Here is a 14,376-nt window from a genome sequence, read left to right as displayed (position 1 = left end):
CTAAGTCCAGTTGAATACCGGACTCAGATCTTAGAAGCTGCTTAATTTTTTGTGTCTAACTTTCTTGGGTCAGATCAATTTGATCAAGCCCCCCGTTAGTTCAATTTGAAACTGTCCCAAATAGCTTCCTCCACTACAAAATATTCTTCGTGGGAGCATGCAGCTAATATGCATTTATCCTTATGGTAAAACATTAAGTCTTCTGGCAGTTCAGGACTATTCCAATCAAAAAGGGAATGACAACGCTCTTTCAAAAAGTCTCTTGTAGAATTATTCATTTTAAAATAATAAACATATGCTGTATCCTCAGAAAGTCTTGTAGTTTCCCATTCTTTTTGTATTCGTCTTTCGATTAAATGTTCTTCAATATCGATTATCAAATTATCAATAAAGGCAAGACGCTCTTCTTCAAACTCCAACAACCGTCCATCTTCCACAAAAGCAAAGCGATCACAATTCCTTGAGAGTAAATCTATTAATTGCTTGTAACGTTTGCCCTTTATATTTTTATCAATACCTATCATATTAATTGCACCTCAATGCTACATCTCCATATTTACCATTTTTTTACGGTTCTATCATCTTTGATCCTATTCAATAAAATATTGATAAATCATTTCCTTTTAACTAACCTGCCCTGTTTGTCTATAGTGACTGTATGTAATGATTAAAATCCTTAATTCTCATATGTTCTATTGATTTTCATCTCTTCTTTCTTTGATATGGTTCCTTTGCCCAATCATAGAATGAAAGAAGTACGAATGCTATGAAGCTCACCGCTATGTTTTCAACCCATTCAATCTCTTTTTTAGTAATAAGATCCCAACTGATTGATATTAAAAAATAGATTATGGGAAAGCTAATGTTCTGTTTGAAAATATTGATTTTGCCACCAACTTTCGTTTAATCATTTGGTAGAGAATTTTCGTTTGGTCTTCGCTGATAATAATATATTTATAATAATTTTACATCAATATAAAAAGTCCTTTTGTCGCTAAACTACCCCTTTTCTATAATAAGGAACTCTACAAAAAAGAACATTAATCCTTCATGGATCATGCCTCCGTTAGTTACTATTTAAAGATTTAAGGCAGATTAGGCCCTTATCTACGGAAGTTTCTATATACCCAATAATCTGTTCAAATGTGAACACTGTTAATGGCTGTTCAAGTTCGTCCCTACCATAATCCATATCACCTATCACATTGGGAACAAATTCCTCTATATCGCTCCGTTGTACCTCTTCTATTTCACCAACTGGACTAATTTCACTTAATGCTTCACTTAATTGTTGAGTGAAGCGATAATAGTCCAATAATTTTCCATTTAGTAATCGAAAATCATTATGGTAGCGATTGAATATGTTTGTATCTGCCTCCATTCTATTTTTTAACCAAGGTAAATAAAAGCCTTTTAGCCAAATATCATCAGCAAGTAAGTGTGTATCATACCCCTGTATAAAGCGGGAATCTTTATTAAAGCTATATCTTTGTATAAACTCTTTGTAGTCAATATATCGAGAATAGTCTTTTACGTCGCCTTTGTAAAAATGAGATATGTCTTTAGATGAACCTGCATCGGGTGAAATGCCCCCTAAAAGAAATGATGTTTTATGTTTTATCTTTTATCGAAAATTCATCTGCAATCCTATTTGCAATAATCAAATGCATAATTCTAGAACCCACTTTAAGTTCCCCTTTCGCCAATCCGTTTAGGTTCAATAAAGAACATAGTTCCTCTTTTGTTATTGAAACTTCTTCCACCAATCTGCCCCTTAAGTTGCATAGGAAAAGCTGTCTAAATGACAGCTTTACTCTTATGTTAATGATTTTTTAATGTCATAAATGATGTAGGATTCAATTCCTCACTTTCAATGACAATTGCAGTTAATCCAACACCCGGTTTAGTTTCGTGCCATTCATCAATTTCCCAAAAAACAGCATCTCCAGCCTCAACTTTAAAATATTCTTCCATTTCATTTCGAACATATCCCTCACCATTTAAGATTAAAAGAAGTTGGGGACCTACCGCTTGATGATAGCCTACAATTCCTTTTCTATCTAAGTGCATACATCCAATGTTAGTAACCTTCTTTGTTTGAATAATACGAGACATAATAAAATCCGAATTGAATTTTGATATTTTTTTGCCGCTGTCTCTGTCAAATTTATAAAATTCCACTTTGACCTCCTAAAATTGAATTGGAATGTACATTCATAATTCTATATTGTAATTAAATTAAAACTGCCCCGTTTCTTTCATATAAGTTCAACATAAAGGGACATTCATTAAATCCTGCTTAAATCAACGTCCCTGTTACTTGAATAAGATATTATATTTTCAATCTTGCTTTGATCTAAGAATTATTCTATTCTCACTATATTTTGAACAATAATACTTGTAATCTCAGATTTAGATAATGTCCCATCTACAATGAGGTCTGAATTCGGCTTTGTCGTATTTAACATATCCAGATACCCCTGCCTTCCTCTAAGAATGTAGTTATCTAAATCCAGCAATATATCCTCACCAGAATTATCTTTAAAGTCTCGAAGTATTCTCCGTGCCATTGCAATGTCCAGTGGAGTATCAATAAACACAGCAAAATCAATTAATTCTCTTGTTTTAGTATGTAAATAAGCAAATGGGAAATCTAAAATGATGTAATCTAGTGGTTCAATAAGTAACTTCTTTATATCTCTAATGAGTGGCGATAAGTCCCAATCATCAGGATTACAACCATTATCAATCCATTCAATAATGTTATCAGGACCATTAAAATCATAATCATCAAAAGATATTGTTTTACTATTTTGCAACTGCTCTTTTAGGTAGGAAGTTATCGTTGTTTTGCCACCACCTGAAACCGCAGCAATTGAAATCACAAACGGAAATTTCCTTTTCATAAAATCCTCCAACTTTTCGAATGTCTTATTTCGACTATTTCTTATTGATCTAATCTGTCCTGTTATTTTCATAATAAATTTCGACAAAAAAGGGGAGTAAAATACATTAGTTCTTCTTGAAACACCGCCCCTGTTAACTCAAAATTTTGAACACTAGGGAGCAAATTCGATTTGACCAGTAAGCAATAAGACGAAGGCAATTAACCAGTAGATGATTTCAGATAAAGAAAGGATTAAAGCTATAATAGGAATTAGATTGTTTTCTGTTTTCTTCACTATCCCTGCTATAGATAAATAAACACCGAATATGGTAAGAGAAAGTATTATATAATCTCCATACGTATTCCCTGTATTGGCTATTCTTGTAGCTGGTACAAAAACAATAAAGAAACAAATTACCCCAACGATAAGAGAACCATAACTAAGAATACTGTACTTCTTAGTTACAGCAGTTTGGATTCCCAAATATACACCTCCTTTAGAATATGTATTGTCTGTCAGTATATAATAATATTTATTCGTCACCTTACATTTAAATCCTTCTTCCGCTAAACTGCCCTTTCAGCTGCATAAAAAATGAGCCAATTAAAAGCCCATAGAGTGGAGTAGATCCTATTAGTTCATTATTTCTTACAAACTTTGTGGAATTTACAATTCATTTTCTGGATAGTAAATTTTCAAGTTTTTATTCTTGAATCTGTATGTTAGAGCATCGCTTTTAAGTTCAGTAATAAACTCTTTTTTATCCCTGAGTGAAATTTTTATGCTTCCATAAAATGTTGTTTTATTGAAAATTTCAATCGCATCCCTTGATGACAATACTTTATGTCCTGAAAAAATTGCAGTTGTAGGTGACCTTCATTATATTCTTATATGGAATTCGATATTTAAAAACTTAATATACGTTTTTTATTCAGTATAAGAATGCTCCCTGATATTTTGAGCGAAACTCTTAATGTTCCTTACTTTCGAAAAGTATCAGCAACTATATTACTAAATTCTCTTAGGTAGTAAAGGTAATTATCTCCGCCATAGTTATAACGTTTGTTATACATCTTTGCAACGACCACTCTGTATTCAGGAATGACAAGGACAGTTGGACCTGTTATTCCTACTATTTGATAGGATCCTTCTGGGACCCTATCACCGAGCTCACTATGGGCAGCTGGAATTCCCTTTACATACCAAAAGAAGCCATTTTGAGGAAGTTTATGATCTTTGTAAAAAGGGCTTTGGACTTGTGTGGCAATTTCAATCACTTCGCTTGGAACAATTTGTTTCCCCTCTGCAAACCCTTTGTTTAAATGAAGATTACCCCATTGGGCAAACTCCCGAGCAGAAGTATGTAAGTTTGACTCCGTTCCATCAGCATAATTCCCTAGATTGAATGAACCTTCCGAAGCTGGATCATCAATTTGTTTAACTAATGATTCATTCTCTGTCGTTTGCCAGGCTGTTTCTTTAAAACCTAAAGGTGAAAATACCCTTTCTTCTAAAAGGTCTGGAAAGCTCATTTGAAATAGACGATTTACCAGCTGAGTCATCATTAACACATTGATTCCTCTATAAGCCCAACCTTGCCCTGGTTCAAACTCTCGAAAAATAGTACCATCCTCTTTTTCGTGTAACCCGTGTGAGTGAGTGACTAAATGCCGTATTGTTGTTTTTCCGAGCAATTGTTCATCCATTTCCTTGAAGTAATCTATCGCGTAGTCATCAAGGCTTTTGATTTTCCCCTCATAAAGAGCATATGCAACGACTAAACCAAGGTAGCTCTTTCTTGCAGAAGCTACGTTAAATTGAGAAACTGAGGTGATTGGGGATGATTCCGGAGAATTAGAATGATAACCATCATAGTGTTCCAATAGTACCTCGTTATCTTTTAGAATATATAATGCGGATGCACTGCTTCCGTTTTTTTTCTTTATTTCGTCTACCCAAGTAATTAAGTTTTCAAGTTTATCCAAATAAAACATCTCCTTGATCTCCCGCTAAACTGCCCTTTACTACCATAAAGAGTTCAACGGAAAAGATATTAACACTACTTGGTTCAAAGCTCCATTTTTTTGAAAACAGATTATTTTTAAATTCTATTTATCTGCGTTATTGCTTTTCTCATTATTCTGAAGATAAATCTTTTTAAGCGTTGTATTTATATTATTTAAAGCAATAAGAATAACACCCAACATAACAAATGTTACAATTTCTCCAGTAAACCAAGATAGTATTCCTAAAATTACAGCATAAAGTATGTATAACGAATTACTCATTTATTCAATATCCTCCCAACCAGAATAATTAAGCACTCAAAAAAATTCAGTCTAATTGTAAAATCAGAAAGAATCCTAATTATGTTGACCCACCACGTTTCTACAATAAGGAATTCAACACAAAATGGCATTAATCCTTCTTTGGATCAATGCCCCGTTAGTTTTTGCGCTAACATTCACAAAGTCTATTAGGTGGATAAGTATAAGTTGCTGAGAGTTAATAAAAAAACCTCAATTATTCAGAGGTCAATGTCAATTTACTAATCTATTTTTCAGAAACCCAATTAAAAATCTGCAGTATCCTTGGTTTTTGAATCTTTATTGGTTCAATGCATCAGTTTATTTAGTAAATGAATCATTGATGTCTAAAATCAAATTTATCTTTAGGTACATCTAATATATGGCATTAATCTCAACTGTATCATTGTCTGTCCAGGTAATATTGGCAGTTTCCTCTCGTTCATTCCAATAGATATTTTTGGCTTTCTTATTGCCTTCATTTATAAAGTATTTATTTCAAAGGTTCTTTATATGAAAATAGGAACTTTCCTTTAAGGGAAGCTCCCGATAGTCTGTGTGTATTTATTTACTATAATTAACTGTACGCAAATAAACATGCTTCAATATTAAAAGAATGCTTCCCTTTAGTAATAAAAGTGAACAACGTAAAAAAAGAAGCAAATAATTATAACCGAGCTTATAAGCGTTGACATATATTGTTTTGTTTTCTTTAGATACTTCCATTCCAATATAACTTGTAAACAAGTTGATACTGTTAACAATAGAATCAAATTCCACTTTAAAAGGGCCTCCGATTCTTTTTCAAGGGCAAACCAATAGGTAAACACAAAAAATATAGTTATTATCATTTTTCCCCACTGTTCAATTGATTTTCCAGGAGTTTCGGAGATATCTATTTTCTTTACACCGAGAAATTTCGCCACTGTTTTATCTACTAAAAACGTTAATATCAGAAAAATAACAATAATCACCAACAGCTTCATATTCATCCTTCTCTCTATTAACCACGACTTCCAATATTACAACTTTATAATTCGATATGTGTGATAGAAAATCCTTCTAACACTAAACTTCTACTATACTCCTATATGAAATTCAACACAAAAAGACATTCATCCTTTTGGATCAATGCCCCTGTTTGTTTAATTCCATTTATTCATAAATTGATATATTTTAAAAATCTGTTAATAGCATAGTCTCATACTTAAATCGTATCGTTTCTGGAATCTTATTAAAAATATGAAGGGGAATTCCTACCCTATCTTTAATATCAATTTCTATCCCCGCATTAAAGTGGGTAAGAAATTGCCAATAAGAAATGAAAACGTTATAAGTTGGCTCATAAATAAACTGCATCCATCCCTCTGCAATATGGCTATCTTTTTCATCAAATATATTAATTCCCGAGAAGTTTTCCACGACTCCATCTAAATAAGCGGCATCGTCACCCTCTATACAACTTTCAGACCAATCAAATTTAAACTTATTCGCCGTTATTCCATAAAAACGGAGGTCATCACATAGTTGTTTTTCTACTAACATTCTTAATTCCGGACCCATTTTATCTGCGAATCCCAAGTCAGTATAATTTGGTATCATATTCTCTCTCCACACTTTTGGATTTATGTAATAGAATAATTGTTGCCTTTACTAGCTAAAACCTCATGTAACTAAACAGCTCTGATTGTTGAAATAGCAAACAGAGATGATCATTGGGCCTCAAGGGTAGAGAGACGAACTAATATATTATGGCCCTGTACCACAAGAGACTTCGTAATTTCCGCTCTCTGTCTTTGTTGAATAACACAGTGTTACCGTATGTCCTGTAGGACTATCGTAGTCATACCAATTTACATTGTATAGCTGTCCATATACTTTATCTTTATAATCACTCTTCGTTATTAAAGCAAAGAAACTTTGATATGGATGCCCGTCTTTGAGTATTTCTTCTCTTATTGCAGATTTTGGCGAATCATTATTGTGTACCAATTGTCCTAACATAGGCGGAAATAGTAGTGTCGCTACTAATACCAACAAGCCGACTACTAAAAGTCTTTTTTTCTTTTTCAAATTGATCCCCTTTCAACACTTTTATTCCGTCAGCCTGCTCCTGCACCCCAATAAGCAATTCAACACAAAAAGACATTAATTCTTCTTAGCCAATTAGCACAATAGAAATTGGTTTAATTATTTTTTTATTCCTTTTAAGTCACCATAATGGTCAACAAATGTTCTCAAGTCCTCTAGTGTTGAAGATAAAAAAGTTTGATCACTTTCTATTTCGAAGTGTAATTCATTTTCCATATGTGCTTTTTCTATAAAATAACCTTGTAAAACAACTTGCCCCAAGTGATTGAATACAACCTCTAATTTAAGAGAAGTTTCGTAGTTTTGAAAAGTAGCCATTCCTTTAAGTTCCTGATGGCACTTATATAATTGATTATAAAATTCATAGACATCACCAGTCGTAAACCACAGTTCACCTAAAACATAATAATTTCCACTCTTAATTTCAACAATGCCCTTAGCATCATAGCCCCCAAAATGGCTAGTATCATTAGGAAAACCACTTATATTTTGTAATTCAACTCGGATAAATCCTTGATTGCCTTTAAGGGTAAATCCATTCATAGTTTCAACTCGTTTCCTACCGGTTGCGAAACCCAGTGCCATAATTAACACATAAAATTTTAGAGAAATAGTATAAAACGTAATTTCTAATAATCTAACTGTTTTAGGCTCAACAATAAACCATCATCTGTAATCTTTTTAACTTTATATAAATTTAGCTTTTTTTCTATTTCTTGATCCATTTTGTCTGTGTTACTGAATAAATTTCTCACCACATCTAAAGCATACACTAGAATCGTTATGGAACCACCACCGCCTAACTCAACACCCAGACGTTCATCCTCTGTTAAATGTGTATCCATTATCTTTTTGACTTCTATGAAGTAATCACCTTTAATGAGGATATAATCAAATTTCGCCTCTAGTCCTGCTAATAATTCTTTTGGATTATATGCTTCATAGGTTGTATTGAAGTTCATACTTATTACCTCCCTTGTTTAGTAAAACAAACTATTCACCCTTCTTTAGCGAAGATAAAATCATTCTTTGGTTATCCTGATGTTAGTATATTTATTCAATACCACTTACTATTAAGCTAGCTTTTTCAAAAGGTTTATAGGTTTCAACATAAATGTCTTCTGATAGCATCCAATCATTTTCCCACCTATCACGTGCTGTTTCTCCGTCTCTTTCAAGACCTCGTGAAAGCCTTGTTTCTCGTGGGCATTCAACCCAAACCGTAAAATCATACTTATTAAAAAATTCCTGACGTATTGCGTAAACACCTTCTATTATGACAATCCCCCCAATCGGTACAGTATGCCATTCTGTTAAACCATCCATTGCCCAATCATATCGCTGATAATGGCCTTCTTTATTTTGAGCTATGGGTTCAAGAACCTGATTTAAAACACGCCTCCAATCATAATCTGCACCTATAGGCTTGTTTTTTGGAAGTGTTTTTAGAAGTTGAGAAGATGGTAAATAAAAATCATCCATATGCACAACAGTCGTATTTATTAATCTATCTTTCAGCTTACTAGCAAGTGTGCTTTTCCCTGAACCCCCACAGCCATCTATTCCAATTAACAAGGTTGATTGTTTTTGAGGAACTGAATCGGTTAGCCTTACCAAATGTTCAAAATCATAACTGCCTTTAAGAGGTTTATCATGCATAACAACACCACCTTAAATCGAGTAACTGTCTTGTTACAATCCACTTCCATTAACTGCCCCTTAGCTGCATAACAAAAAAAGCTGGTCACAAGCTAGCTCAAAAGGGGATTCTTTATTTATTGTTTAATTTCATAAACTAGAATTTTTATTCTTAACTTATGTTCACTATAAGACCAAAATGCCGCTTATCAAACTTTGATTCCATCGCCCAATAGCATAATCCATAAGCTATCCTCATTATTTCTATAAAGAAAAAGATATCTTAAAGATATCTCTATTTCACTGCTAATTTTAGCACCATCAAATCCTCATCATAATATCGGCCATTATCCTTTAAGGCATTTCTTTCTTTACCATAAACCTCAAATCCCAATGACTTATATAATTTCTTTGCATAGTCATTATCAGATACAACCGTTAAATTGATTTGCTCCAATCCTTCAGAGTTCTTCGCTCTACTGATAAGTTCATTCATTAATAGTTTTCCTAAACCCTGACCTCGATTGCCTGGAGCTATGTACATTCCATAAACATTCCCTTTATGCCTGGTTTTGAGATTATCCTCACGCATAAAGGTAACAATACCAACTAAAGATTTTCGATTATCAAAGGCACCTAATATGTACTTGTCCCTTGTTGGTTTTATTCGTTCCTTTACCATTTCTAATGAAAATCTCTCCTCTCTTTCATAGTTTGAACCGTATGCTTCCGGGTTCATTTTTAATGCATTCAATCGCACTTTCTGATATAAATGAGCATCGGACTCTTCTAAAATACGAATATTTATCACTACTCACTCCTTTAACATGAAATTTGTATATTCCATTCTATTTACCACTCCTAATCTCCTTCTTTTCTAAAACAACACTTTTAATCTACAAAAAAGCTTAAACCCTTAATCTTACTGGGCCTAAGCTTTGCAAAGTTTCACGTATCATTTCCTCTCCTTCTAGAAGGAAATATACTTCATGCACCTTTCATATTCAAGCCATCCCAAATGTAACTCCCTGTTCCTTTAGCAGCTTTCTATAAGCGATACTCAATCGGTCTCAAACTAGATGCAATTCAGCCTGGAGATCAAGCGGCAGCAATTCTAGTTTTTGATTTTCAACGATAATCCACATGGTCATTTGAAGTTTACTTCACCAAATTTCTTACTAATATCGGTCATTTCAACAGCATATAGAGGTTGTCTCAACGGGTATCACCTCCGCTTCCTATTTCTCTTTTTTGCTTAAGCATTGCACGGCTCTAATGATGCCACTGTATCCCGTACACCTGCATAAGTTTCCTGCCAGGCCTTCCTTAATTTCACCTTCACTCGGAGAAGGATTCTCTGCCAACAAACTTTTAACAGCCATGATCATTCCGGATGTGCAATACCCACACTGAAAGCCGCCTTCCTGCAAAAAAGCTTGCTGAACCTCCTCAAGGCCATCAGTTCCGACACCCTCGATGGTTTGGATTGTTTTCCCGTTCACTTGAAAGGCCATCAATAAACAGGAATTTGCCAATTCGTCGTCCACCAATACTGAACAGGCACCACACCTGCCAATTCCACAGGAAATTTTTGTACCTGTCAATTGCAGGTCGTTTCGCAGTATATCTATCAACTTATCTGTCGGATGTACCTCCAAATCGTATGAGTTTTTATTAACGGTTATATGAAGGGGCATTTTTTGTTGATCATTCACGTATATGAGGGTTTGAAGCTCATCTTTTTTTACACCCATTCAATCATCCCCCTTAATTCAATAGCTTCTAATAGTTCTTCAGAAGAAATCGGAAGTGTTCTGACCCGATATCCGATTGCATCATAAACGGCACTGATGATTGCCGGTGTAATCGAAATGGTCCCGATTTCACCCACACCTCTGGGACCGTAAATATCCCCTTCATGCAAATGTTCAATCGCAGTTATATTTGTCTCAAAAGGAACATCAGATATACCAGGAATTAAGTAGGTATCGAAATTTTTTGTTACATATTGTCCATCTATCATCTTGGCTTCTTCCATAAGCGTATAGCCCAGCGACATCACTCCTCCTCCTTCGATCTGGCCACGATAACCATTCGGACTGACGACTGGTCCTGCAGCAATCACATGTTCCACCCCGGTGACTTTAACCTTTCCTGTTAAAAGGTCTACCTCCACATCCACTTTTATGCCTCCGAATGAATATAAAAAATGCCCACCTGTTACAGCATCGGGTGTTGTCGGAAAATGAAAGCTCGTTAATACGGTGCAATCCTCAACCAATTTTTGAGCCAATTGTTCAAAGGTAATCAATGGCCCATCATCACCATTTTTCTGCCAAATGCCTCCTGACCCGATGTACAAATCCTCCGCAGAAACTCCTGTTACGACCGAGGCATTATGATAAAGCTTATTTTTAAATCGCTCCTTCATCCGTTGCACCGAATGCCAAACCATGCTCGTTCCCCGGGATGCAGTAGAGGATCCTGATACAGGTACAAGTGCTGTATCACCGATAATGATTTCAATATCATGGTTTTGGCACCCCATCTCTTCTACTACAATATTTTCAATAACCGAGAGCAGTCCTTGGCCGCACTCTTCAAAACCAAAGGAGATTTCAATTTTACCTTTCTGATTCAATCCTATTTTTCCTCCGGCCGCGTCCAATCGACCGAACCCTAATCCTCCACCATGCATGGAAATGGCGATACCGCTGCCTTTTCGTTTCAAAGCGGCGTCAGCTTTTGACGTTTTTTCCTTTTCATACTTACTTTGCAGAAATTCAAGTACATCTGCCGCTCCACTTGTTGGTGCAATTCTCTGTCCAAGCGGACCCAAATCAGTTGCCTTCCTCAAATTGACCCTTCTGATTTCGAATGGATTAATCTGCAAAAATGTTGCCAGACGATCCATTTGTCCTTCTAACGCAAATGTGATTTGATTGCCGCCAAAACCTCTGAACTCCCCAGATAAGCCATTATTGGTAAATACAGACCAACCTTCCGTGTCCATGTTCGGGATACTATAAGGGCCAGCAGCATGTTCAACGGCAAAATCAAGGATAGCCGGACCAAGCGTTGCATAAGCTCCCGTGTCTGCAATGATTCGGGTTTTATGAGCCAATATCCTACCAGTTGTATCCGTGCCAGTTTTCATTGATATTTTCATAGGATGTCTTTTTAAGCCTGCATGAATGGATTCCGTTCTTGTATTGTGGATTTTAACCGGACACCCGGAAACAAGTGCAAGCAGCGCTCCATATGGCTGAATATTTAATTCATCCTTTCCGCCGAACGATCCACCCATCGGACTTGATATAATACGAATCATGCTCTCCGGTAATCCTAAAATTCTCGAAAGCTGGAACCGATCCTTAAATCCATGCTGAGTACCAGCATAAACAGTGATTCCTCCATCTTCCTCAGGTACAACAACACCGCCTTCTGTCTCCATATAAGCATGCATTTGTCTCGGAAGCTCATAGGTTTCTTCTACAATCATATGGCAGTTCTCAAAGGCAGCCTCTGTATCACCATTTTGATAAGATGCGTGATGAAGAATATTACCTGCCGAGTGAAGCTTGATGACATTCTTCTGCATTGCTTTTTCCGGACAATCCAAGATTGGCAGTTCCTCGTATACTACTTCTATTAGCTTTACTGCTTCTTCAGCAATAGAAAGAGAGGAGGCAGCCACTGCTGCCACTGCATCTCCCACGTAGCGCACCTTTTCCTCACACAGTACTGGCTGATCAGGTATGACAATTCCAAATCGGTTCATCCCTGGGACATCCTTATGTGTAATGACCGCCTTTACTCCAGGCAGCATCTCAGCTTTTTCGGTGTTAATGGAGGTTATTCTAGCATGGGGAAATGAACTTCTCAGTACTTTGCCATATAACATATTGGGAAAAGACAAATCCGTTAGATACTTTAGGCTACCTGTTACCTTTGATAAGCCGTCCGGTCTGACTCTTCCCTCTCGTTCCGCTTTATTGAACTTCATTCCTCCTCACCCCCTCCTATACAATTGCATCTGAGCGAAGTCCGTTTTTCAGCTCAGCAATTATAAGATTAGCAGCTACCTTTTTTCGATATTCAGCTGTCACAAAAGCATCGTTAACAGGCTTGAATTCATCACAAATCGTACGATATACCGCTTTCCAATCAATTTTTTCTAGTTCCTTCCCTCTTAACAATGCTTCTGTTCGTTCTAATAAAATCGGTTTATTATCTCCTCCGCCAGCCGCAAGTCTTACTTCACTGACTGTTCCTAAATCGGTTTTCACTATCATGCCGGATACAGTAACGATGGCAGCTATGAAGGATTCTCTTCTGCCTATTTTCTTGAAAAATGAATTCTTAGCAGGTGAATCAGACATAACAGGTATTACGATCTGTATAAGCAGTGCATCCCTATCCCTTTCACCTTGTTTAATCCATTCCCATAGATTGATTTTTTTCTCTCCATAGGGAGTAAAGAATATAAGGTCGGCTTTCATCGCCAATAATAAAGGGATAAGGTCTCCTATTCCCCCCATTATATTTCCACCGATAGTGCCCCGGGTACGAATTGCTGGAGAAGCAATTAATCGAACAGCATCATCAATTATAGGAAACACTTTTTTGATAATCGGATGCTTACGACACTGAGCTAAGGTGGTGAAGGCTCCTATAACCAACGAACTCTCTTCATCAAAAACGTGTACCTTTTTTAATGAAGAAATCGAATCTAAGCTAATAAGATGTTCAGGCCTACGATGATCGTTTTCCCACCCAATTTGCAGCAAAGTTCCTCCAGATATAAAACACGCATCCGAACCAAGCCGTCTCATTTGTTCCACTGCACCTTCCATGGTATGGGGCAACCAAACTGTTGGAGATTGCAAATTGGATCGTTCATTGTGATCAATCACGTTTACCCTCACCTCTTTTCTCTTAAATGGTGATATATTGTTAGTTTCATTTACATTTCATGTTATATTAATTAACATATTAACAATTTCTCCATTTCCTGTCATTGTATGAATTGCACTATTCTTTCTTTTTTTATAGTCAATTTAACTAAACTGATGCATGAATTTATGGTTCTTCCCTCCCACCAGCAAGCGGTAACCGTAATAAGAGGGATACTGAACTCTTTCCTCCCTATAAATACATACCATTAGCTAATAATATGTAAGAATATCTAACATTCATTTCCAAATGTTTCTTTTACAGTAAGTGTAGCTATAAAGGGAATTCGGAAAGTAGCATTTAATGCGTAAGAACATACAGCAATGATACATATTTCGGATAAGACTTATCCCCTCCGCCCAGCTGTCGTCACATCCTTCATTAACATCAATTAATCATTCAGCAAATCAGATACGTTGTCTTACGAAAAAACGCTAATTTTTATTTACACAAATAGAAGGCTAATGGCTGCCAAGCAAACGGCAGCCATCATTTCC

General features: G+C 35.9%; 19 protein-coding genes. All 19 read right to left on the bottom strand.

Annotated features, from left to right (window positions below; translation table 11 throughout):
- Positions 1-95 precede the first annotated feature (95 nt).
- The 19 genes from AC4D4B_RS13585 to AC4D4B_RS13495 all read right to left on the bottom strand — a co-directional run bounded on the left by AC4D4B_RS13585 (position 96) and on the right by AC4D4B_RS13495 (position 13,839).
- Positions 96-524 carry a stage III sporulation protein AH gene (locus tag AC4D4B_RS13585; protein WP_491000211.1) on the bottom strand — a complete coding sequence of 143 codons (429 nt, stop codon included), beginning with the start codon at positions 522-524 and terminating at the stop codon, positions 96-98.
- A gap of 542 nt (positions 525-1,066) precedes the next feature.
- On the bottom strand, positions 1,067-1,381 hold the full coding sequence (locus AC4D4B_RS13580; protein WP_491000210.1) for a hypothetical protein: 315 nt from the start codon (positions 1,379-1,381) through the stop codon (positions 1,067-1,069).
- 229 nt (positions 1,382-1,610) lie between these two features.
- Positions 1,611-1,763: a hypothetical protein gene (locus AC4D4B_RS13575; RefSeq protein WP_491000209.1), complete on the bottom strand. Its 153-nt coding sequence runs from the start codon at positions 1,761-1,763 to the stop codon at positions 1,611-1,613.
- Positions 1,764-1,821: 58 nt separating this feature from the next.
- Positions 1,822-2,181 carry a cupin gene (locus AC4D4B_RS13570; RefSeq protein ID WP_491000208.1) on the bottom strand — a complete coding sequence of 120 codons (360 nt, stop codon included), beginning with the start codon at positions 2,179-2,181 and terminating at the stop codon, positions 1,822-1,824.
- A 182-nt stretch (positions 2,182-2,363) separates the two neighbouring features.
- Positions 2,364-2,906 carry a nucleoside/nucleotide kinase family protein gene (locus AC4D4B_RS13565; RefSeq protein WP_491000207.1) on the bottom strand — a complete coding sequence of 181 codons (543 nt, stop codon included), beginning with the start codon at positions 2,904-2,906 and terminating at the stop codon, positions 2,364-2,366.
- A 153-nt stretch (positions 2,907-3,059) separates the two neighbouring features.
- On the bottom strand, positions 3,060-3,371 hold the full coding sequence (locus tag AC4D4B_RS13560) for a hypothetical protein (protein WP_491000206.1): 312 nt from the start codon (positions 3,369-3,371) through the stop codon (positions 3,060-3,062).
- Between the two features lie 497 nt (positions 3,372-3,868).
- Complete coding sequence (locus AC4D4B_RS13555) at positions 3,869-4,882, bottom strand: serine hydrolase domain-containing protein (RefSeq protein ID WP_491000205.1); 1,014 nt, start codon at positions 4,880-4,882, stop codon at positions 3,869-3,871.
- 114 nt (positions 4,883-4,996) lie between these two features.
- Entirely contained in the window at positions 4,997-5,176 is a 180-nt protein-coding gene (locus AC4D4B_RS13550; RefSeq protein WP_491000204.1) for a hypothetical protein, read from the bottom strand.
- Between the two features lie 393 nt (positions 5,177-5,569).
- Positions 5,570-5,650 (bottom strand): hypothetical protein, encoded by an 81-nt coding sequence (locus tag AC4D4B_RS13545; protein WP_491000216.1) that lies wholly within the window; start codon positions 5,648-5,650, stop codon positions 5,570-5,572.
- A 170-nt stretch (positions 5,651-5,820) separates the two neighbouring features.
- Positions 5,821-6,180 carry a DUF4181 domain-containing protein gene (locus tag AC4D4B_RS13540; RefSeq protein WP_491000203.1) on the bottom strand — a complete coding sequence of 120 codons (360 nt, stop codon included), beginning with the start codon at positions 6,178-6,180 and terminating at the stop codon, positions 5,821-5,823.
- Between the two features lie 190 nt (positions 6,181-6,370).
- Positions 6,371-6,796, bottom strand: coding sequence for a hypothetical protein (locus AC4D4B_RS13535; protein ID WP_491000202.1), 426 nt, complete (start codon positions 6,794-6,796; stop codon positions 6,371-6,373).
- A 147-nt stretch (positions 6,797-6,943) separates the two neighbouring features.
- Positions 6,944-7,267 carry a YjcN family protein gene (locus tag AC4D4B_RS13530; RefSeq protein WP_491000201.1) on the bottom strand — a complete coding sequence of 108 codons (324 nt, stop codon included), beginning with the start codon at positions 7,265-7,267 and terminating at the stop codon, positions 6,944-6,946.
- Positions 7,268-7,384: 117 nt separating this feature from the next.
- A complete protein-coding gene (locus tag AC4D4B_RS13525) occupies positions 7,385-7,828 on the bottom strand; it encodes a WapI family immunity protein (RefSeq protein ID WP_491000200.1) in 444 nt (147 codons plus the stop codon).
- Between the two features lie 86 nt (positions 7,829-7,914).
- A complete protein-coding gene (locus AC4D4B_RS13520) occupies positions 7,915-8,247 on the bottom strand; it encodes a hypothetical protein (RefSeq protein WP_491000199.1) in 333 nt (110 codons plus the stop codon).
- A 91-nt stretch (positions 8,248-8,338) separates the two neighbouring features.
- Positions 8,339-8,944, bottom strand: a complete 606-nt coding sequence (locus AC4D4B_RS13515) for a uridine kinase family protein (RefSeq protein ID WP_491000198.1) — start codon at positions 8,942-8,944, stop codon at positions 8,339-8,341.
- Between the two features lie 274 nt (positions 8,945-9,218).
- Positions 9,219-9,734: a GNAT family N-acetyltransferase gene (locus AC4D4B_RS13510; RefSeq protein ID WP_491000197.1), complete on the bottom strand. Its 516-nt coding sequence runs from the start codon at positions 9,732-9,734 to the stop codon at positions 9,219-9,221.
- Positions 9,735-10,161: 427 nt separating this feature from the next.
- Positions 10,162-10,677, bottom strand: a complete 516-nt coding sequence (locus tag AC4D4B_RS13505) for a (2Fe-2S)-binding protein (protein WP_491000196.1) — start codon at positions 10,675-10,677, stop codon at positions 10,162-10,164.
- Entirely contained in the window at positions 10,668-12,929 is a 2,262-nt protein-coding gene (pucD, locus tag AC4D4B_RS13500; RefSeq protein WP_491000195.1) for a xanthine dehydrogenase subunit D, read from the bottom strand. Before pucD ends, AC4D4B_RS13505 begins: the two co-directional genes overlap by 10 nt.
- A 16-nt stretch (positions 12,930-12,945) precedes the next feature.
- Positions 12,946-13,839: an FAD binding domain-containing protein gene (locus AC4D4B_RS13495; protein WP_491000194.1), complete on the bottom strand. Its 894-nt coding sequence runs from the start codon at positions 13,837-13,839 to the stop codon at positions 12,946-12,948.
- Positions 13,840-14,376: the final 537 nt, after the last annotated feature.

This window comes from Pradoshia sp. Z6_59 (assembly GCF_058267515.1).
Note: the sequence above shows the minus strand (reverse complement) of the source record. Positions and strands in the feature narration are given on the sequence as shown.

Coding starts and splice junctions, on each gene's coding strand:
- AC4D4B_RS13585 (WP_491000211.1), bottom strand. CDS start 524: ATGATAGGTATTGATAAAAATATAAAGGGCAAACGTTACAAGCAATTA.
- AC4D4B_RS13580 (WP_491000210.1), bottom strand. CDS start 1,381: ATGGAGGCAGATACAAACATATTCAATCGCTACCATAATGATTTTCGA.
- AC4D4B_RS13565 (WP_491000207.1), bottom strand. CDS start 2,906: ATGAAAAGGAAATTTCCGTTTGTGATTTCAATTGCTGCGGTTTCAGGT.
- AC4D4B_RS13555 (WP_491000205.1), bottom strand. CDS start 4,882: ATGTTTTATTTGGATAAACTTGAAAACTTAATTACTTGGGTAGACGAA.
- AC4D4B_RS13550 (WP_491000204.1), bottom strand. CDS start 5,176: ATGAGTAATTCGTTATACATACTTTATGCTGTAATTTTAGGAATACTA.
- AC4D4B_RS13540 (WP_491000203.1), bottom strand. CDS start 6,180: ATGAAGCTGTTGGTGATTATTGTTATTTTTCTGATATTAACGTTTTTA.
- AC4D4B_RS13535 (WP_491000202.1), bottom strand. CDS start 6,796: ATGATACCAAATTATACTGACTTGGGATTCGCAGATAAAATGGGTCCG.
- AC4D4B_RS13525 (WP_491000200.1), bottom strand. CDS start 7,828: ATGAATGGATTTACCCTTAAAGGCAATCAAGGATTTATCCGAGTTGAA.
- AC4D4B_RS13520 (WP_491000199.1), bottom strand. CDS start 8,247: ATGAACTTCAATACAACCTATGAAGCATATAATCCAAAAGAATTATTA.
- AC4D4B_RS13515 (WP_491000198.1), bottom strand. CDS start 8,944: ATGCATGATAAACCTCTTAAAGGCAGTTATGATTTTGAACATTTGGTA.
- AC4D4B_RS13505 (WP_491000196.1), bottom strand. CDS start 10,677: ATGGGTGTAAAAAAAGATGAGCTTCAAACCCTCATATACGTGAATGAT.
- pucD (WP_491000195.1), bottom strand. CDS start 12,929: ATGAAGTTCAATAAAGCGGAACGAGAGGGAAGAGTCAGACCGGACGGC.